Source organism: Serratia ureilytica (genome assembly GCF_013375155.1).
GTDB classification, from domain to species: domain Bacteria; phylum Pseudomonadota; class Gammaproteobacteria; order Enterobacterales; family Enterobacteriaceae; genus Serratia; species Serratia ureilytica.
This window is the reverse complement of the sequence record NZ_JABXOF010000009.1, coordinates 112,939-133,067: the sequence shown is the minus strand read 5'-3', so window position 1 is coordinate 133,067 and position 20,129 is coordinate 112,939. Positions and strand designations below refer to the sequence as shown.

The following is a 20,129-nucleotide window of genomic DNA, read 5'->3' as shown; positions in this document are numbered from 1 at the left end:
CGAATGCTTATTTTTATAGGAATTTTCGCAATGAATTAATAAGCGAATAAAAAATTTAACGGGAGGTGAGTAATAATATTTTTGCCAGACGTTTAACTTCGCCTTTTGTCGGACTTGTTCAATAAAAAAAGCACGCCGTCGGCGTGCTTTGGGTCGATAAGGCCGCGCTTATTGCGGATAAGGCACCCAATCGCCGCCGTTCAGGCGAATGTATGGTTTCCCCTGATATTGCATCACGATGGCGTTGTCGTTTTCGGAGATGACCGGCGTCTGCGGCAGCCCTTGCGTCAGCGCCTGCCAGTCGACGCTGGACTCGCTGAAGACTTTGCCGTCCACCAGACGTGATACCAGCTCCGACAGCGCCAGATAGCTGCTCGGCGTTTTGACCTGCAGCGGGCTGCCCTGATGCGGCGCCTTCATACCGATCAGTTTGATGCCGACTGGCGTATGGGTGATGTTCGGGCTGGGGATATCGCGCAGGCCGGACATTTGCATCTTGTCACCCACCAACGCCGCGCCGTGCTCGGGAACGATCACCACCACCACTTTGCGGCCGGATTTTTCCAGCTGATCGAGGAAGGTGTTCAGCTGATCGAACAGCTTCTGCGCGCGCGGCTGATAGTCGGCGCTCTTGTTAGAGCCGACGAAGCGGTTGCCGTCGTGCAGCGGAATGACGTTGAAGAAGGTGGCGGTGCGGGCGTCTCCGGCTTTTTGCTGCTGATCCAGCCAGCGGGTCAGCAATTCCAGATCGTTATAAATCGGCTCGCCGTCGAACGACGTCAGCTCGTTGCCGACGCCGGCCTGCGACATCAGCGGCGCCTGCATATCCCCCTGTTCACGCAGCTCTTTCAGGAAGTTGCCGAACACCCCGGAGTGATCGAGCATCAGCTGTTCCTTGAAGCCGAGCTTCGCCAGGTTGTCGAACAGGTAACACTGCTGGTTCACCGGCTGGTACAGATCGTGATGCGAAAGCTGGCCGCAGCTGGCGCGCAGCAACCGTATGGCCGCCGGGCCGCTGTAGGCGGTGGCCGAGTTGAAACTGTCGAACATGATATCCATCTTCGACCACAGCGGATGATTCTGCAGGTTGACCGCCTCCATATCGGCCCAGGCCAGCGAGCAGATGTTGATCACCAACAGATCGAACGGTTGGGCGTCGGCGGGCAAAGTGGCCGGGAACGCGGTGGCGCGGCCTTTTTCCCGCTCGTAGAACTGGTTCAGATAGGCCGTCAGGTTGGCGCTGGTCGGCGGCAGGCTGTCTGCGGGCGCATTATCTCCTGCCGTCGGCGCGGCCGTGGCCGGCGTGCCGGCGCCGCCGGCGGCAGCCGTGGAACTGGCGGGCAGCAGTGAGACCGCCGGCCCGGCGATGTTGACGATATTGAGCCACACCAGCGCGGCCACGGTGAACACCGTAACGCGCACCCACTGGGCGACGAACAGGTAGGCGATAAGCAACACGAAGGCGGCGCCGACCATCTGCCAGTTGATAAAGCGGCTGACCAGCTCCAGCAGGTACTGGGCGCTGAAGCCGGCCAGCTGAGAGCCCTGGCTGAGAATGCTGTTGATGCCCGGCAGCCAGGTATCGTGGTAGAACAACGCGATGCCGATCGGGATGGCGAGGTAATGGCGCCAGCGGTGCAGCCGCGGCGAGGGGATCGGCATCAGCAGATAGGCCATGAACACCAGGTTCGGCAGCGCGTGGAAATTCAGGTAGCCGAACCACAGCAGGGCGAATTTCGCCAGAAAGTAGAGGTTCCAGCCACCCAGCCCGCGCCAGTAGCGCCACAGAGCGTTATCGGATTGCGTATTTGTGTTTGGATTCATGGCTGCTTCTTATGACGTTTAATCTGGGAGGATGAGCCTGTGCGCACCCATAAACCGGCGGATTTCAAATAGCGCGGCGATAACAACAGGTTTTGCCAGTATTGACGCAAATGCGGAAAACGCCGGTGAAAGGCGTAGCCCAGCGGAATGAAGACCAGCGCGCACAGCAAGATCAGTTGCAGGATGTCGTTAAGGTTCAGCATGCTTTTCCTCCTGCGGGCCAAGCGGCAGCGTGAAAGCGATCGGCTGGCGGCGTTCTGCGGGCTCTGCGGCCGTCACCACGGGGGGCGGCGGCGCGACGCCCGCGGCGCCGGTGGCGGTAAGCTGCCAGCGCCCCTGAGCCATGCGTTTGATTTCCGAAATGATATCGACATCCTGGTGCCACACTACCCGGTTGCTGAAGGCTTCATCCACCGGCAGGCGGAAGATGAACTTCAGCGCGGTGTTCAGATCGTTGATGCGGCAGGTGGAGAGGAACAGCACCAGGCGCCCCTGCACCACGGTCATCACGTCGCCGAAACGCCGCAGGTGGCACAGGGTCATCGCCTGTTCGGCGCGCAGGCCGGTGGCCGGGCGCAACGCCACCATCACGCCTTTGCCGTCCTCGGGCAGCAAGGTGTTGGCCATCAGCGAAAGCACCGCCTGGCTAAACGGTTCCGGCCGCATGTAGCCTTTCAGCTGCAGCGGACGCAGCCCGGCCAGCAGCGCATCGATGTCGGCGGGCACGTGACGTGAGAAGCGCTGCCCCTGGATGCCTTCAAGCATGGTCAGAAAACGCGACAGCGGCGCGACGTGCGGCACGATCAGGTTGGCGCCGCAGGCCAGCAGCAGCCGTTCGTCGCTGTAGCGCAGGCTGGCGCTCATCTCGCGCACCGCGATTTTCAGGCCGTTGCCGCGGCTGCGGCGCAGGGTGTGGATCTGGTGCGCCAGATGATCGATTTGGTCGCTTTGATACAACGCGAAAATCAACGTCGCCGAGAGTCTCAGCATGCCGTGCTGCGCCAGTTCGTCGTTGTTCTCCAACAGCTGCCAGTTGGCGGACAGCGGCGGCGCGCCTTCCAGGATGCTGCGCTCGGCCAGATACTGGCCTTCGTCGCTGCGCAAGGCGGTGGGGGAGGGGTGGCTATTTTCCTCCTCGCCCTGCCAACCGCCTTCCGCCGCATACAGCGTCAGCAGCTGATTGGCGTTGATGCCGTTTTCGGTGCTCCACCAGTTCACCAGGTATTGCGCGCTGTCCTGCTGCCATTGCAGGCTGGACAGGCCGTTCAGGATGCGGTGCTGTGTGCTGAGCTGCCCTTTGAGCTTATTGATGCCGCCGCCGTGGCTGAGGATCAATAGCGTACACCCCTGCCGCCGCAGCCAGGCGGCGAGGGTGCGCGTCCATTCGCGCAGTTCTTCGGTGGTGAAGGTTTGCCACAGGCTGGCGTGGGCCAGCAGGATAAGTAAGCGATTTTGCGGCCGCAGGGCGCGCATCAGATCGTCGCTCAACTGCGCCAGCGCGGCTTTTTTCTCCGGTAGTTGATACAGCGGCAGCTTCTGCAAAGCGGGCGCAGCCAGCTCGGCCAGCAGGCGATCGGGTTTGTCTCCGCTGCAGATCAGGGCGAGCTTGCGGGTGGCCGGCTGGGCGGCGATGGCCTGGCGACACAACAGCGCGGCGTCGCTTTGCCTGTCGATATTGATCCAATAAAGCCCGGGGGCCTGCATCACCGACAGCTCTTCCCAAATCTGCCGAATGCCTAGAGAAAAAGAGTGCGCCATAGGATGTGTTCTACTTTCGTTGAAAGCCGACTAAAGGCGTTTATATTTAAAGATAGCCATTTTTACGCTGGCAATAACAAATCTCCGATGCTCTTCAATAATATTTGTTGAGAATCATCTTATTGCCTGTCTCTTTTTGTATCGTTGCTATAGTTAATTAACATAGCCTATTTTCGCCAAGGCGGAAGAATGAATAACGCACCCAGCCATTTTCGTGCAGCGGCGCCGGAGGAGAGCCAGGATGACCTGCAGGCGCTCAGCCAGGCTTTTTCATTACCAAAATTAAGCTATGTCGATATTTCGCGGCAGGAGCGGTTAACGCAAATGATGACGCGCTGGCCGCTGCTGGCCGAATTGGCGCAAAACGCGGGGAGCCACTGATCTATGCCGGCGATCGCGCTGCAAGGGTTGCGGGGTGGAATGGGGACGACGTCAGTCACGGCGGCGCTCGCCTGGGCGTTGCGCCAGCTTGGCGAGTCGGTGCTGGCGATAGACTTTACGCCGGACAATCTGCTGCGCCTGCATTTCAACACGCCGTTCGAACTGGCGCGCGGCTGGGCACGCGCGGAACAGGACGGCGGCGGTTGGCGGGAAGGCGCGCTGCGTTATTGCGAAAACCTCGACTTTTTACCGTTTGGCCGCCTGAATGCGGCGGAACGGCTGGAAGTGCAACATCGGTGTCAGGCGCATCCCGATCGCTGGCGCGATAATTTGCGTCAGCTGATGGCCGGCGATCCGCAGCGCTGGATCCTGCTGGACGTCCCGGTCGGGGATGGCGTTTTGGCGCAGCAGGCATTGCAACTGGCCGACAGCGTGTTCGTGCTGTTGAACCCCGACGCCAACTGTCAGGTGCGGCTCCATCAGCAGGCGCTGCCGCACGCAAGTCATTTCCTGATTAACCATTACTCTTCGGCCAGCCGGCTGCAGCAGGATTTGCATCAGCTGTGGCTGCAAACGCTGAGCGGCCTGTTGCCGGTGGTTATCCACCGCGATGAAGCGCTGGCGGAAGCGCTGGCGGCCAAACAGCCGCTGGGCGAGTACCGCCCCGAGAGCCTGGCGGCGGATGAAGTGCTGACGCTGGCCAACTGGTGCCTGATCAACCTCAAACGGGGCATTGCGCCATGAGTCGGGTGCTGAGCCTGCTGCTGGTGCCGCCGGTGCGCCAGGCGGTGCAGGCGCGTTACCGCGCCTATCGCCGCAGCGGGGCGTCGGCGCTGACCGCCTTTTTCACTACGCTGTTGGTGGCGCTGGGGTGGATGCTGCTGCGTTTGGAGTCACCGGCCTGGCGGCGCGTGCGCGCCGGCCGCGCTTACTGGTTCCCGCATCTGTCCGCCGAACGCCCCCGCCCGGCGGATGCGCTGCGCTATTTGCTGCAGGGGGCGTGGCTGCTGCTGTTCCGCAGCGGCCGCGCGCCGGTGCAGCGCGATTATTTCGCCGGTTGGCGGCGGCTGCAGCAGCGCTATGCCGACTGGCTGCAGGGCTTGCCGCAGCGGCTGAAAAACGCCGGCGTGGAACAGCGCTCGGTAGAGCGACTCGGCCGTATGAACCGCGGATTGCGGCGCGCGCTGTTCATTCTGGTCGGCGTGCTGGCGGCGATCCTCGCCATGCTGTGCATCTCGCAACCGTTCGATCTGTCGGCGCAGTTCGTGTTCGTTCTGCTGCTGTGGGGGATCGCGATGGTGGTGCGCCGGGTACCGGGGCGCTTGCCTGCGTTGATGCTGATCGTGCTGTCGTTGACCGTCTCCTGCCGTTACCTGTGGTGGCGCTATACCGCCACGCTGAACTGGGACGATCCGCTCAGCCTGGTATGCGGCCTGCTGTTGCTGGTGGCGGAAACCTACGCCTGGGTGGTGTTGGTGCTGGGCTATTTCCAGACTATCTGGCCGCTTAACCGCCAGCCGGTGCCGTTGCCCGAAGACAGCGCCACCTGGCCGACCATCGATCTGATGGTGCCGACCTACAACGAAGACCTCGGGGTGGTGAAGCCCACCATCTATGCGGCGCTGGGCATCGACTGGCCGAAAGAGAAAGTGAACATCTATATCCTTGATGACGGCAATCGCCCCGAGTTCCGGGCGTTCGCCGCCGAGGTGGGAGTGAAGTACATCGCCAGGCCGACTCACGAACACGCCAAGGCCGGCAACATCAACAACGCGCTGAAGCAGGCCACCGGCGAGTTCGTGGCGATTTTCGACTGCGACCATGTCCCGACGCGCTCCTTCCTGCAGCTGACCATGGGGTGGTTCTTCAAAGACAAAAAGCTGGCGATGCTGCAGACCCCGCACCACTTCTTCTCGCCGGATCCCTTCGAGCGCAACCTTGGCCGCTTCCGTCAGACGCCCAACGAGGGCACTTTGTTCTACGGGCTGGTGCAGGACGGCAACGACATGTGGGACGCCACCTTCTTCTGCGGCTCTTGCGCCATCCTGCGCCGCAGCGCGCTGGACGAAATCGGCGGCATTGCGGTGGAAACCGTCACCGAAGACGCCCATACCTCGCTGCGTTTGCACCGGCGCGGGCATACCTCGGCCTATATCCGCATTCCGCAGGCCGCCGGGCTGGCGACCGAAAGCCTGTCGGCGCACATCGGCCAGCGCATTCGCTGGGCGCGCGGCATGGTGCAGATCTTCCGGCTCGACAACCCGTTGCTGGGCAAGGGGCTGAAACTGGCGCAGCGCCTGTGCTACGCCAACGCCATGCTGCACTTCCTGTCGGGCATCCCGCGGCTGATCTTCCTCACCGCGCCGCTGGCGTTTTTGCTGTTGCATGCCTACATCATCTTTGCGCCGGCGCTGGCGATCGCGCTTTACGTGCTGCCGCACATGATCCACGCCAGCCTGACCAACTCGCGCATCCAGGGGAAATACCGCCATTCGTTCTGGAGCGAAATCTATGAAACGGTGTTGGCCTGGTATATCGCGCGGCCGACGACGGTGGCGCTGTTCAATCCGCACAAGGGCAAATTCAACGTGACCGCCAAGGGCGGGCTGGTGGAGGAGGAGCACGTCGACTGGGTGATCACCCGGCCTTACATGTTCCTGGTGGTTCTTAACCTCGCCGGGCTGGCGTTCGGCGCCTGGCGGCTGGCCTATGGCCCGACGGACGAGGTGATGACGGTGATCATCAGCCTGGTGTGGGTGCTGTACAACATGACCATTCTCGGCGGCGCGGTGGCGGTGGCGGTGGAAGCCAAACAGGTGCGTCAGGCGCACCGCGTGGAGATCGCCATGCCGGCGGCGATCGCGCGTGCCGACGGCCATCTCTACCCCTGCACGCTGCGCGATTACTCCGATGGCGGCGTGGGCATCGAGATGCGGGTGGCGGACACGTTGAAAGAGGGCGACAAGGCCTCGCTGCTGCTCAAACGCGGCCAGCAGGAGTACAGCTTCCCCTGCGTGGTGACGCGCGCCTTCGGCAACAAGGTGGGGGTGCGTCTGGTCAGTCTTTCCACCCGCGAACACATCGATTTTATTCAGTGCACCTTCGCCCGCGCCGATACCTGGGCGCTGTGGCAGGACGGGTTCCCTGAAGACCGGCCGATCGAAAGCCTGCGCGACGTGCTGGCGCTGGGCTTCCGCGGCTATGTGCGCATGGCGGACTACGCGCCGCCGCTGGTGCGCGGTCTGCTGGTCGGGGTCACGTCGCTGACCGCCTGGGTAGTGTCGTTTATTCCGCGCGGCGTCGGCAGGGATCCGACCTTGGGTCAACAAGAAACCGTGGGTTAGCTGCGAGTTCAACCGCCCGCTCACTCGCCCGGTGAACAGGCTCCAACATTGATGATGATACGATGACGAGAAAAATAACCTGGTTAACTGCTCTGGCCTTAGGCATCAGCACCCTGTCGCAGGCCGAAACCGCCACCGCGCCGACCGTGGCGGCCCAGCCGCCGATCGCCGCGGCGGCCGATACGGCGACCGCGCCGCAGGATCCGAATGCGCCGGTGCGCGACGTGTCGCTGCCGTTCGCGCAGATAGCGCCGCCGCCGGGCACCTTTGTTCTGCGCGGCACCCGGCCGGACGGGCAGATCGAATTCGGCGTGCGCAGCGATGAGGTCGTCTCGCAGGCGATGCTCGACCTGGAATTTACGCCGTCGCCGGCGTTGATCCCGGTCGAGTCGCACGTCAAGGTCTACCTCAACGACGAGCTGATGGGCGTGACCACGATCGCCAAGGAGCAGTTGGGCAAGCCCAATCGCATCCAGATGGCGATCGATCCGCGCTATATCACCGATTTTAACCGCGTCCGGCTGGTGTTCGTCGGCCATTATCAGAACATCTGCGAAAACCCGGCCAGCACCTCGCTGTGGCTCGACGTCAGCAAATCCAGCGCGCTGAAGCTGCGCTTCCAGACGCTGCCGGTGAAAAACGAGCTGTCGCACTTCCCTGAGCCGTTCTTCGACAGCCGCGATAATCGGCCGCTGACGCTGCCGATGGTGTTCGCCGGCCAGCCGGATCTGGCCCAGCAGCGCGCGGCGGGCATTCTGGCTTCCTGGTTCGGCAGCAAGGCGCAGTGGCGCGGGCAATCCTTCCCGACGCTGTATAACGCGCTGCCGACGCAGCACGCGGTGGTGTTCGCCACCAATAAGCAGCGCCCGGATTTCCTGCGCGATTACCCGGCGGTCAACGGCCCGACGGTGGAGATGATCAGCCACCCGGACAATCCGTACGTCAAACTGCTGCTGATTCAGGGGCGTGACGACAACGATTTGATCACCGCGGTGAAAGGCATCGCGCAGGGCGACATTCTGTTCCGCGGCCAGAACGTGACGGTGGACAAGGTGGAACAGCTGGCGCCGCGCCAGCCTTACGACGCGCCGAACTGGGTGCGCACCGATCGGCCGATGACCTTCGCCGAACTGCAGCAATACGCCGAACAGCTGCAAACCAGCGGCATCGAGCCCGGCCCGATCTCGCTGACCATGAACCTGCCGCCGGATCTGTTCCTGATCCGCAGCACCGGCATCGATATGCACCTCAAGTACCGTTATACCGCGCCGCGCATTCAGGACGGTTCGCGGCTGAGCGTCAGCCTGAACAACCAGTTCGTGCAGGCCTACTCGCTGGTGCCGGAACACGAACAGGGGGCGCAGCTGCTGCGCCTGCCGTTGACGCAGGGGCTGCTCGACTCCGACAAGAACGTCAGCATCCCGGCGCTGCGGCTGGGTGCCACCAACCAGCTGCGCTTTGACTTTGACTACACCACGCTACTGGCCAGCGGCGCGGAAGGGCGCTGCGAAACCTACTCCTTCACGCAAAACCACGCGGTGATCGACGGCGCGTCTACCATCGATTTCTCCGGCTACCGCCACTTTATGGCGATGCCGGACCTGCGCGCCTTCGCCAACGCCGGCTTCCCGTTCAGCCGCCTGGCGGATCTGTCGCAAACGCTGGTGTTGGTGAACCAGAAACCGCAGCCGGCGCAGGTCAGCGCGCTGCTGAACGCGCTCGGCGTGATCGGCGCGCAAACCGGCTACCCGGCGCTGGCCTTCACGCTGAGCGACGACTGGTCGCAGGCCAAGGATCGCGACGACGACATCCTGATGGTCGGCACCATTCCGCAGGCGCTGCGCGACGACAAGAAAATCAGTCTGCTGGTGGACGCGACCCAAAGCTGGGTGAAACAGCCGACGCGCCAACCGCCGCTGCCCAGCTCGGAAGTGCTGGCGGAGGACGCCAAGCCGGACAGCAAGACCACCGTCAGTTCCGAGGGGGCGATGTCGGCGATCATTGGCGTGCAGTCGCCGTTCAACGACCAGCGCAGCATCGTGGCGCTGTTGGCGGACAGCCCGCGCGGCTATGAGCTGCTGAACAATGCCCTGCTGGACAGCGGCAAGCGCGCCGCGGTGTTCGGCTCGGTGGCGGTGATCCGCGAATCGGGGGTCAACAGCCTGCGCGTCGGCGATGTTTACTATGTCGGTCACCTGCCTTGGTGGGAGCGGCTTTGGTATGCCCTCTCCACGCATCCGGTCCTGCTGGCGGTGCTCGCGGTGGTGCTGGTGGTGATCCTGGGGTTGATGCTGTGGCGCGGCCTGAAGGCCTTCAGCCGGCGGCGTCTGGCGCCTGAAGATCGGGATTGACGGCGGTGAACGCGATGCTGCAACGCCTGTCGCTCGGCATGCTGCTGCTGTGCGCTTTCAGCGCGGCGGCGGCCTGCGAATGGCCGGGCTGGCAACAGTACAAGCAGTTCTACATCAGCCCGCAGGGGCGGGTGATCGATCCGAGCAGCCCGAACAAAATCACCACGTCGGAGGGGCAGAGTTACGGCCTGTTCTTCGCCCTGGTGGCCAATGACCGGCCGACCTTCGACCAGCTGTTGACCTGGACGGAGAACAACCTGGCGGCGGGCGATCTCAGCGCCCGTTTACCCGCCTGGCTGTGGGGCGAGGGCGACGACAAGCAGTGGAAGGTGCTGGACGCCAACTCGGCGTCGGACGCCGATCTGTGGATCGCTTATAACCTGCTCGAAGCCGGCCGCCTGTGGAAAAGCCGGCGTTATCAAACCCTGGGGACGCTGCTGTTGCAACGCATCGGCCGCGAGGAAGTGGCCGACATCCCCGGCCTGGGGCTGATGCTGCTGCCAGGCAAAGTCGGGTTCGTGGCGGAAGATCGCTGGCGGCTGAACCCCAGCTACCTGCCGCCGCAGCTGTTGACGCGTTTTGCGGCGCTGAACGGCCCGTGGCGCGCGATGCGCGAGATCAATCAGCGGCTGTGGTTGGAGACCGCGCCGCACGGCTTCTCGCCGGACTGGGTGGTATGGCGGGTCGGCGCCGGCTGGCAGCCGGACACCGTCAAGCCGAACGTCGGCAGCTACGACGCCATTCGGGTCTATCTGTGGGCCGGCATGCTGGCGGACGACGATGAACACAAGGCGGCGCTGCTCAAACGCTTCCAGCCGATGGCGCAGCTCACCGCCAGCCAGGGCGTGCCGCCGGAGAAAACCGATACCGCCAGCGGCAAAACCACCGGCGACGGCCCGGTCGGCTTTTCCGCCGCGATGTTGCCGATGTTGGCGGCGCAGGCCGACGCGCTGGCGGCCCAGCGGCAACGGATCGGCGAACACCCGCCGGGTGACGACGCCTATTTCAGCGCCTCGCTGACGCTGTTCGGCCAGGGGTGGGATCAACAACGTTATCGCTTTAATCGTCAGGGTGAACTGCAACCCTCGTGGGACGGCCAATGCACAACTTCAAAATAAACTGGCTGAATTTGATTCCGCTGAGTCTGGCGATGCTGCCGCAGGCGCGCGCTGCGGAGGCCGTGGCGCCGGAGCAGTGGCTGCTGGAGCAGGTGCGCATTGGCGAGGCCGGCAACAAGGACGATCTGGTGCGCCAATCGCTGTACCGGCTCGAACTGATGGATCCGAACAACCCGGACGTGATCGCCGCGCGCATGCGTTTGGCGCTGCGGCAGGGCAACATGGCGCTGGCGCAGCAGCAGTTGGACAAGCTGAAAACGCTCGCGCCGCAGTCCAGCGCTTATCGCCAGGCGCAAATGAACATGCTGCTGACCCAGCCGGAAACCCGGCAAAAGCTGCAGCAGGCGCGCCTGATGGCGACCGCCGGCCGGTTGCCGGAGGCCAAGGCGCAGTACGATGCGCTGTTCCACGGCGAGCCGCCGACGCTCGATCTGGCGGTGGAATACTGGCGGCTGGTGGCGCGCTTGCCGGGACAGGAGGCGAAGGCGTTAAAGCAGCTGCAGGCGCTGGATCAGCAATATTCCGGCAACGCGGCGCTGCGCATGTCGCTGGCGCGCATGCTGTTCAGCCAGAATCAGGACGCGCAGGCCTATGAACTGCTGCAGAAGATCGCCGCCGATCCGGCCGGGCGCGGCGATGCCGCCGATCTGTGGCTGGACAAGGTCAAAGCGATGCCGGTCAGCGCGCAGAGCGTAGCGGCGCTCAACCGTTTCCTCGGCGTGTTCGACACCGGCGATCAGGCGACCAGCGCCCGTGAAGAGCTGGCCAGACAGCAGAAACTGTTGGCCGATCCGGCTTATCAGGCGAGGGTGCGCGGCCTAGCACAGGTGGATAAAGGCGGCAGCCGGGCGGCCATTCCTGAGTTGCAAAAGGCGTTGGCGGCGACGCCGAACGACGCCGAGGTGCTGGGCGCGCTCGGCCAGGCCTATTCACGCGCCGGTGACCGCCCGCAGGCGCTGAAGCTGTTTCGCCAGGCGCTGGCGGCCGACAAGAATGGCTACGGCAGCGGCAAATGGCAGAGCCTGATTAAGAGCACCGGCTACTGGCTGGCGATCGACGAGGGCGACAAAGCGCTCAAGGCCGGCAATCTCGCGCTGGCTCGGCAGAAATATCAACAGGCGCGCCAGCTCGACGACAGCAACGGCGACGCGTTTATCGGCCTGGGCGATGTGGCGGTGGCGAGCAAGGATGACGCCGCGGCGGAAGGGTTTTATCAGCAGGCGTTGCGGCGCGATCCCGGCAACGGCAGCGCCCTGCGCGGCCTGGTGAATATCTATCAACGCCAGTCGCCGGAAAAAGCGCTGGCCTACCTTGACGGCCTGCCGCGCAGCCAGCAGGCCAAGCTGCGCAGCACTCTCGATGGGCTGCGGCTCGACAGGTTGAAACAGCAGGCGGAGACGCTGGCGCAGCAGCAACAGTGGCAGCAGGCGGCGGAAATCTATCGGCGCGCCCAGCCGATGGCGCCCGACGATGTCTGGCTGACCTATCGCTATGCCCAGGCGCTGCGTCAGGCCGGGCAGCCGCAACAGGCGGACGCCTTATTCCGGCAGCTGGCGCAGCGCCAGCACGCCAATCCGCAGCTGACCTACGCCTATGCGCTCTATCTTTCCGGCAGCGATCGCGACAGGCAGGCGCTGGCGCAGCTCAATACGCTGCCGGCGGCGCAGTGGAACGACAACATGCGCGAACTGGCGCAGCGGCTGAAAATGCAGGCGACGATCGCGCATGCCGAAGGGCTGCGGGCGGCCGGTGACGAACCGGCGGCGGAAGCCTATCTGCGCCGGCAGCCGGCGGACACGCGCATCGATTTGCTGCTCGCCGAGTGGGCGCTGGCGCGCGGGGAGTATGCGGCGGCGCTGGACGACTATCAGCGGGTGAAACGTCGTGAACCGAACAACCCGGATGCGCAACTGGGCGAGATCGAAGCCTATGTGGCGCAGGGGGATCTGGACGCGGCGCGCCAGCGGCTGAAAACCGAACCGCAGCCGCAAGACGCTTCGCTCAACAGCCAACGGCGGGTCGCCAATGCCTGGGGCGCGGTCGGCGATGCGCAGCAGGCCGACGCGCTCTTCGGCCGGCTGAAAACGGCGGCGGCTCCAGAACCCATCGGGCAGACCAAAGCGCTGATCTACCGCGACGCCGCCCGCCTGGAGCGGGCTCAGCAACAGCCGGAGCGGGCGCAGCAGGATTACCGCCAGGCGATGGTGGCCGGCGGCATCACGCCTACGCTGCCGCAGGATAATGACGGCTACACCTATTTGACGCGCAATAATCCGAGCGACGACTGGCTGAAACGCGGCATCCGCTCCGACGCCGCGGATCTGTATCGACAGCAAGACGTGAACGTCACGCTCGATCACGATTACTGGCGCTCGAGCGGCACCGGCGGCATTTCCGACTTCAACGCGCACGACACCATGCTGCAGGTGGACATGCCGCTGTATGACGGGCGCGCCTTTTTGCGTACCGACACCGTGCAGCTGGATGCCGGCCGCTTCTCGACCGACGGCAGCGGCAAGTACTACGAAACCTTCGGCACCTGCAACACGCAAGGGTGCCGCGGCGATGAACACCAGAAAACCACCGGCACCAGCGTGGCGGCCGGCTGGAAAAACGATCGCTGGGCCGCCGACATCGGCACGACGCCGATGGGCTTTGAGGTGGTCGACTGGACCGGCGGCCTGGCCTACAGCGGCGACTGGAACCACATCGGCTGGACGCTGGCGGCCTCGCGGCGGCCGATCTCCAGCTCGCTGCTGGCGTTTGGCGGCGCCAAGGATCCGAATACCGGCACTACCTGGGGCGGCGTGCGCGCCACCGGCGTCAGTCTGAGCGCCAGCTACGATCGCGGCGAGGCGAACGGCGTGTGGGCCGATCTCAGCGCGCACCAGCTCACCGGCAAGAACGTGGCGGACAACCAGCGGCAGCGGTTGATGGCCGGTTACTACTACAAGCTGATCAACGAAGACAATCGCCGCCTGAGCGTTGGGCTCAATACCATGCTGTGGCACTACCAGAAGGATTTGAGCGGCTATTCGCTGGGGCAGGGCGGCTATTACAGCCCGCAGCAATATCTGTCGCTGTCGCTGCCGGTCAACTACCGTCAGCGCACCGAGAACTGGTCGTGGGAGCTGGGCGGTTCGGTTTCGCTGTCCCATTCCAAAACCGACAGCCAGCGCCGTTATCCGCTGCAGGGACTGATCCCGGATTCGTTGCCCGATAAGTTCGCCGTCGAGGACGGCAGCGCCTCGAGCGGCGTCGGTTATACCCTGCGGGCGATCGTCGAACGCCGTCTCAGTTCGCACTGGACGCTCGGCGCCGGCATCGACATTCAACAGGCGAAGGACTATACGCCGAGCCACGCGTTGATTTATCTGCGTTATTCCCTGGCCGGCTGGCAAGGGGATCTCGATTTGCCGCCGCAGCCGCTGACGCCTTACGCCGACTTCAAGTAGCCGGAAGGGGGAAAGATTCGGAGTGTCGGACGCCGGGGAGTTTTGTTACCCTGTGTGCGGGTCGCGTTTGTTCGCTTTAGGAAAAGACTGAAACCCGCGATTTTCTTGGTTTTGCCTGCGGCATAGCCAGATAAAAACAGCCGATGATCGAGTATACTCAGCCCGGTTCGAGGGGGCGGGTGAGAGTCAGCCCCCTTTTTTGTTTCAGCCCGATTTCACGGAGAGCAGGTTTGCGGGTCAGGCGTTCGTTAACGATTAAGCAGATGGCGACAGTGTCCGGCGTGGCGCTGGTTACGATCTGCATCTTTATCGTGATCCAGTTATTCCACTTTGTGCAGCAGCGCAGGGATGACTACGCCCAGCAACTGGAGAATATCGCCCACTCCGTGCGCCAGCCGCTGGCGGAGGCGGTGCTGCGCATGGACGTGCCGGAAGCCAAAAAGGTGCTGAATACGCTGTTGCCGGTCGGCATTCTGAGCCGGGCGGATATCGTCTTGCCGAACGAGTTTCAGGCGCTGCACGCCAATTTCCCGCCGGAGCGGCCGGTGCCGACGCTGATCGCCCGGCTGTTTGAGCTGCCTATCCAAATTTCCGTGCCGCTCTATTCGCTGGAACGGGTGCCGGCCAACCAGCAGCCGCTGGCCTACCTGGTGCTGCAGGCCGATTCGTTCCGCATGTACCAGTTTATCCTCAGCATTTTGTCGACCATGCTGTCGACCTACCTGCTGCTGGCGCTGATCCTGTCGGTGTCCATCACCTGGTGCATGAACCGGCTGATGGTGCATCCGCTGCGCGCGATGGCCAAAGAGCTGGAGAACATCTCGCAGGACGAAGCGCCCTATCATCAACTGATGCTGCCGGCGCTGCACCAGGATGATGAGCTCGGCCTGCTGGTGCGCAATTACAACCGCAATCAACAGACGCTGGCCAAGGCGCATGCCGACATGAGCCGCCTGAGCACCCGCCACCCGGTGACCGAACTGCCGAACCCGGCCTTGCTGAACGCGTTGCTGGAACAGCATATCGCCTCCAGTCTGCGCCCTGAGCGTTTTAACCTGCTGGTGATCGGCATCGAGACGCTGCATGAAGCGTCTGGCGTGATGAGCCCGGCGATGCGCGAAGCGCTGCTGCTGGCGCTGGCGAAGAAGCTGCGCGGCTGCATCGACGAAAACGGCGTGTTGGCGCAGCTGAGCAATACCGAATTCGCCATTCTGGCCAAGGGCATCGAGCGGCCGTTCCACGCCATGCAGCTGGCGCGGCGCATAATGGCGGAGATCAACGCGCCGTTGACGCTGGAAGGCCTGGCGCTGCGGCCCAACGCCAGCATCGGCATCGCCCACTACCTCAATCAGGGGGAGAGCGCGGAACAGCTGCTGCGCAGCGCCACCTCGGCGATGATGTCCGCGCATCGCGAAGGGAAAAATCAGATCCTGTTCTTCGAACCCAGCCTGACGGAGCGCACGCAGAAGCGATTGACGCAGGAGAGCGAGATCCTGCACGGCATTGAGCAGCGGCATTTCACGCTGTTCCTGCAGCCACAGATCGACATGCAGTCCAACGAGGTGATCGGCGCAGAAGCGTTGCTGCGCTGGCAGCAGTACGACGGCAGCTATACCCTGCCGGCCGACGTCATTCCGCTCGCGGAAGAGCTGGGCGTGATTGTGCCGCTCGGCAACTGGGTGCTGGAAGAGTCCTGCCGTATCCTGGCGGACTGGCAGCAGCGCGGCATTGCGCTGCCGCTGGCGGTTAACGTTTCCGGCATTCAGATGCAGGACGAGGCGTTTGTTCCGCATCTGAAAAATCTGCTGGCGCAGTATCGAATCGATCCGCGCAAGCTGCTGCTGGAGATCACCGAGACGGTACGCATCGACGATCTCGACCGCGCGCTGGCGCTGCTGCGCGAGCTGCACGACCTGGGGCTGTCGATCGCGCTGGACGACTTCGGCATGGGCTACTCCAGCCTGGAGTACCTGAACCGGTTGAAATCCCTGCCGATCGATTTGATTAAGATCGACCGCAGTTTCATTCAGGGGCTGCCGGCCGACGATGCGATGGTGCGCATCGTCAGTTCGATCTCTGAAGTGCTGGCGTTGCCGGTGATGGCCGAAGGCGTGGAAAACGCCGAACAGCGCGACTGGCTGCTGCAGCACGGCATTCGCAGTGGGCAGGGATTCCTGTTCGCCCGGCCGCTGCCGCGCGAAGCGTTCGAAGCCGAGTTTTGCCGCGCGGCGCGGTGAGCGTCGCGATACCTTTCCGGTACTTTTCCCCGTCCGAAAATCGCTATTCCCCTCATACCTCTTTTGCGTTAGTGCAAACAAAGGCTTACGCAATTTTCAGCTTTGCACCCGGACTGACGCGTTTCAGCTCTTAAATTCACATCAACCCTGAGGGGTGGGTGCAACAAATTATTTCCATGTTGTTAAGTGGGTGTTATTTTCCGCGCAAGCAATGAACAGGCTGGATTTTTAGACTGCCGCCTGGTGCGTGTCTTCCCCCCATAGGATGTTCATATGAAAACAACAATTTTTAAGAGCCTCTATTTTCAGGTGCTGACGGCGATCACGCTGGGTATCCTGCTTGGCCACTTCTACCCTGACCTCGGCGCCCAGATGAAACCCTTGGGCGATGGCTTCGTCAAGCTGATCAAGATGATTATCGCCCCGGTGATTTTCTGCACCGTGGTGACCGGCATCGCCGGCATGGAAAGCATGAAGGCGGTGGGGCGCACCGGCGCCATCGCGCTGCTGTATTTTGAAATCGTCAGCACCCTCGCGCTGATTATCGGCCTGGTGATCGTCAACCTGGTGCAACCGGGCGCCGGCATGAACGTCGATCCCGGTACGCTGGACGCCAAAGCGGTGGCGATCTACGCCGAGCAAGCGCAGCAGCAGGGCATCATTCCGTTCCTGCTGGACATCATCCCCGGCAGCGTGATCGGCGCGTTCGCCAGCGGCAACATTCTTCAGGTGCTGCTGTTCGCGGTGCTGTTCGGCTTCGCCCTGCATCGTCTGGGCGACAAAGGGCAGCTGATCTACAACGTGATCGACAGCTTCTCGCGGGTGATTTTCGGCATCATCAACATGATCATGCGCCTGGCGCCGCTGGGGGCCTTCGGCGCCATGGCGTTTACCATCGGTAAATACGGCGTCGGCACGCTGGTGCAACTCGGCCAGCTGATCGTGTGCTTCTATATCACCTGCATCCTGTTCGTGGTGGTGGTGTTGGGCAGCATCGCCCGCGCCAACGGCTTCAGCATCTTCAAATTTGTCAACTACATCAAAGAAGAGCTGCTGATCGTGCTGGGGACCTCGTCGTCTGAATCCGCGCTGCCGCGCATGCTGGATAAAATGGAGAAGTTGGGCTGCAAGAAATCGGTGGTGGGTCTGGTGATCCCGACCGGATACTCCTTCAACCTGGACGGCACCTCTATCTACCTGACCATGGCCGCGGTGTTTATCGCTCAGGCGACCAACACCCACATGGATATCATGCATCAGATTACCCTGCTGGTGGTGTTGCTGCTCTCCTCCAAAGGGGCGGCGGGCGTGACCGGCAGCGGCTTTATCGTGTTGGCCGCCACCATCTCCGCCGTGGGCCACCTGCCGCTGGCCGGCCTGGCGCTGATCCTCGGCATCGACCGCTTTATGTCGGAAGCTCGCGCGCTGACCAACCTGGTGGGCAATGGCGTGGCGACCGTGGTCGTGGCCAAATGGTGTAATCAGCTGGATGAGAAGCAGCTGAAAGACACCCTGAACAACAAAAATACCGGCGCGGACAAAACGCTGCCTTCCGCCTGATTTCGGCGGTAAATCACCGGCCGCATCCGCGGCCGGTGAGCTTCTTCCCCTGCCTCGTAACGATTTTTTGCATTAAAAACCCCGCAATCTATTATTTTTCACTCTAATGAGTGACATCCGCAAAGGCGCGCGGTCTAACACGATGGTACACTTTCTGCTTTCCGCCCCACCGTGAAACTCAGGGCGTATTTTTATGATTCCATTGAATGGAATACACGCATTTGCATAAGAAATTGGATAGTCATTAAGTAGGGGTTCACATGCAGGGCACCAGAATTCATCTTATAGTTGGTGGGCTGCTACTGGCGGCAGCCAGTGGCAGCGTGCAGGCTGAAGCACTACAACCCGATCCTGCCTGGCAGCAGGGGGCGCTGGCCAACGGGTTTTCATGGCAGATTCTCGATACGCCGCAGCGGCCGAGCGACCGCGTGGAACTGCGGCTGATCGTCAATACCGGCTCTTTGGTGGAGTCTTCGCAGCAGACCGGCTTTGCCCACCTGCTGCCGCGGCTGGCGTTGACGCGCAGCGAAAGCTTCACGGCGCCGCAGCTGCGGGCGCTGTGGCAGCAGAGCGTAGATAACGAGCGGCCGCTGCCGCCGGCTATCATCTCGTACGATTTCACCATGTATAACCTCAGCTTGCCGAACAACCGGCCCGATCTGCTGAAAGAAGCGCTGGCCTGGCTGGCGGACACGACCGGCAAACTGGCGATCGACGAGCACACGGTGCACGCGGTGATGAATTCCAGCATCAATCCGGTCGGCACTTTCCCACCCAATACCAAAGACGCCTGGTGGCGTTACCGCCTGAAAGGCTCGACGCTGCTGGCGCACGATCCGGCGCAGCCGGCGAAACGGCCGGTCAACCTTGAGCAGTTGAAGAAATTCTATCAGCAGTGGTACACACCGGACGCCATGACGCTGTTCGTGGTCGGCAAGGTTGACAGCCGCAGCCTGGGCGAGCAGATCAACAAGGCTTTCTCGCCGCTGCAGGGCAAACGTGAAACCCCGGCTCCGATGCCGACCCTGACGCCGCTGCCGCAGCAGCCGGTGAGCCTGATCAGCGAGCAGGTGAAGCAGGATACGCTGTCGATCATGTGGGATTCGCCGTGGCACCCGATTCGCGATTCGCAAAGCCTGCTGCGCTACTGGCGTGGCGATCTCGCCCGCGAGGCGTTGTTCTGGCACCTCCAGCAGACGCTGGAAAAAAGCGACCAGAAAAACCTGCATTTGGGCTTTGACTGCCGCGTGCAGTACCAGCGCGGGCAGTGCGCCATCCACCTGGATACGCCGAACAACAACCTGAACGGCAGCCTGGGCTTCATTGCCCGCGAACTGGCCAACGTGCGGGACAACGGCCTGTCGAAAGAGGAATTCGATGCGCTGCTGGCGCAGAAAAACGATCAGCTGAGCAAGCTGTTCGCGACCTACGCCCGTACCGACACCGACGTGCTGATGAGCCAGCGTCTGCGGTCGCAGCAGAGCGGGGTGGTGGATATCGCGCCGGAGCTGTACCAGAAGTTGCGCCAGGAGTTCCTGTCCAGCCTGACGCTGGAGACGCTGAATCAGGCGCTGAAGCTGCAGTTGTCTCAGGACGCGACGTTGGTGCTGATGCAGCCGAAGGGCGAGCCGGAAATGAGCATGAAGCAGCTGCAGGATACCTATAACGGCATCATGATGCCGCCGCCGGCGGTGGTGACGGAAGAAGCCAAACCGGCGGACACCGCAGTCGCTTCGCCGGCGACGGACGCCGCTGGCGCGCAGTAATTCGTGGCAGGGGGCTCAGGCCCCCTCAGTTGCGGTACAGCACCTTGATGATATGGTAACCGAACTGGGTTTTGACCGGGCCGTAAGGTTTGAGCAGCGGGATGCTGAACACCGCTTTATCGAACGCAGGCACCATTGCGCCTTTGTTGAATTCGCCCAGCGAGCCGCCGTTGCGTTTTGACGGGCAGCTCGAGTATTTGCGCGCCAGCGTGTCGAAGCTGACGCCGCGCTTCAGCTTGGCCAGCAGCTCGTTGGCCAGCTTTTCATTGTCTACCAGAATGTGCAGGGCGCACGCCGTTTTTGCCATGGTATTGCCTTTGTCGATGCGAAAATTG

At 62.6% G+C, this 20,129-nt stretch carries 13 protein-coding genes; 9 read left to right on the top strand and 4 right to left on the bottom strand.

Annotated elements, in window-relative coordinates:
- Positions 1–168: 168 nt before the first annotated feature.
- The 3 genes from bcsG to bcsE are packed head-to-tail and all read right to left on the bottom strand — an operon-like array spanning position 169 to position 3,582.
- Positions 169–1,824, bottom strand: coding sequence for a cellulose biosynthesis protein BcsG (gene bcsG, locus HWW83_RS17405; protein WP_176589452.1), 1,656 nt, complete (start codon positions 1,822–1,824; stop codon positions 169–171).
- On the bottom strand, positions 1,821–2,027 hold the full coding sequence (bcsF, locus tag HWW83_RS17400) for a cellulose biosynthesis protein BcsF (RefSeq protein WP_033645228.1): 207 nt from the start codon (positions 2,025–2,027) through the stop codon (positions 1,821–1,823). Before bcsF ends, bcsG begins: the two co-directional genes overlap by 4 nt.
- Positions 2,014–3,582: a cellulose biosynthesis protein BcsE gene (bcsE, locus tag HWW83_RS17395; protein WP_176589451.1), complete on the bottom strand. Its 1,569-nt coding sequence runs from the start codon at positions 3,580–3,582 to the stop codon at positions 2,014–2,016. The genes bcsF and bcsE overlap by 14 nt, the downstream gene beginning before the upstream one ends.
- Positions 3,583–3,771: 189 nt before the next feature.
- On the opposite strand from bcsE, the gene bcsR reads away from it, so the two are divergent.
- The 9 genes from bcsR (at position 3,772) to HWW83_RS17350 (ending at position 19,794) form a co-directional block, all read left to right on the top strand.
- Positions 3,772–3,963 (top strand): cellulose biosynthesis protein BcsR, encoded by a 192-nt coding sequence (gene bcsR / locus HWW83_RS17390; RefSeq protein ID WP_033645055.1) that lies wholly within the window; start codon positions 3,772–3,774, stop codon positions 3,961–3,963.
- A gap of 3 nt (positions 3,964–3,966) precedes the next feature.
- On the top strand, positions 3,967–4,707 hold the full coding sequence (bcsQ, locus tag HWW83_RS17385; RefSeq protein ID WP_033645054.1) for a cellulose biosynthesis protein BcsQ: 741 nt from the start codon (positions 3,967–3,969) through the stop codon (positions 4,705–4,707).
- Positions 4,704–7,307 (top strand): UDP-forming cellulose synthase catalytic subunit, encoded by a 2,604-nt coding sequence (gene bcsA / locus HWW83_RS17380; RefSeq protein ID WP_033645053.1) that lies wholly within the window; start codon positions 4,704–4,706, stop codon positions 7,305–7,307. Before bcsQ ends, bcsA begins: the two co-directional genes overlap by 4 nt.
- A 62-nt stretch (positions 7,308–7,369) precedes the next feature.
- Complete coding sequence (gene bcsB, locus HWW83_RS17375; protein WP_089197574.1) at positions 7,370–9,658, top strand: cellulose biosynthesis cyclic di-GMP-binding regulatory protein BcsB; 2,289 nt, start codon at positions 7,370–7,372, stop codon at positions 9,656–9,658.
- 5 nt (positions 9,659–9,663) lie between these two features.
- Positions 9,664–10,776 carry a cellulose synthase complex periplasmic endoglucanase BcsZ gene (gene bcsZ / locus HWW83_RS17370; protein WP_080273430.1) on the top strand — a complete coding sequence of 371 codons (1,113 nt, stop codon included), beginning with the start codon at positions 9,664–9,666 and terminating at the stop codon, positions 10,774–10,776.
- Positions 10,758–14,231: a cellulose synthase complex outer membrane protein BcsC gene (bcsC, locus tag HWW83_RS17365; protein ID WP_176589450.1), complete on the top strand. Its 3,474-nt coding sequence runs from the start codon at positions 10,758–10,760 to the stop codon at positions 14,229–14,231. Before bcsZ ends, bcsC begins: the two co-directional genes overlap by 19 nt.
- 230 nt (positions 14,232–14,461) lie before the next feature.
- Positions 14,462–16,468, top strand: coding sequence for a biofilm formation regulator HmsP (gene hmsP / locus HWW83_RS17360; RefSeq protein WP_218035854.1), 2,007 nt, complete (start codon positions 14,462–14,464; stop codon positions 16,466–16,468).
- Between the two features lie 273 nt (positions 16,469–16,741).
- The gene (locus HWW83_RS17355; RefSeq protein WP_033645049.1) at positions 16,742–18,028 is read left to right on the top strand and encodes a dicarboxylate/amino acid:cation symporter; all 1,287 of its coding nucleotides are present in this window, start codon (positions 16,742–16,744) and stop codon (positions 18,026–18,028) included.
- A gap of 260 nt (positions 18,029–18,288) precedes the next feature.
- A complete protein-coding gene (locus HWW83_RS17350; RefSeq protein WP_033645048.1) occupies positions 18,289–19,794 on the top strand; it encodes a M16 family metallopeptidase in 1,506 nt (501 codons plus the stop codon).
- Between the two features lie 25 nt (positions 19,795–19,819).
- On the opposite strand, the gene ppiC is transcribed toward HWW83_RS17350, so the two are convergent.
- A complete protein-coding gene (ppiC, locus tag HWW83_RS17345; RefSeq protein ID WP_004934175.1) occupies positions 19,820–20,101 on the bottom strand; it encodes a peptidylprolyl isomerase PpiC in 282 nt (93 codons plus the stop codon).
- Positions 20,102–20,129 lie beyond the last annotated feature (28 nt).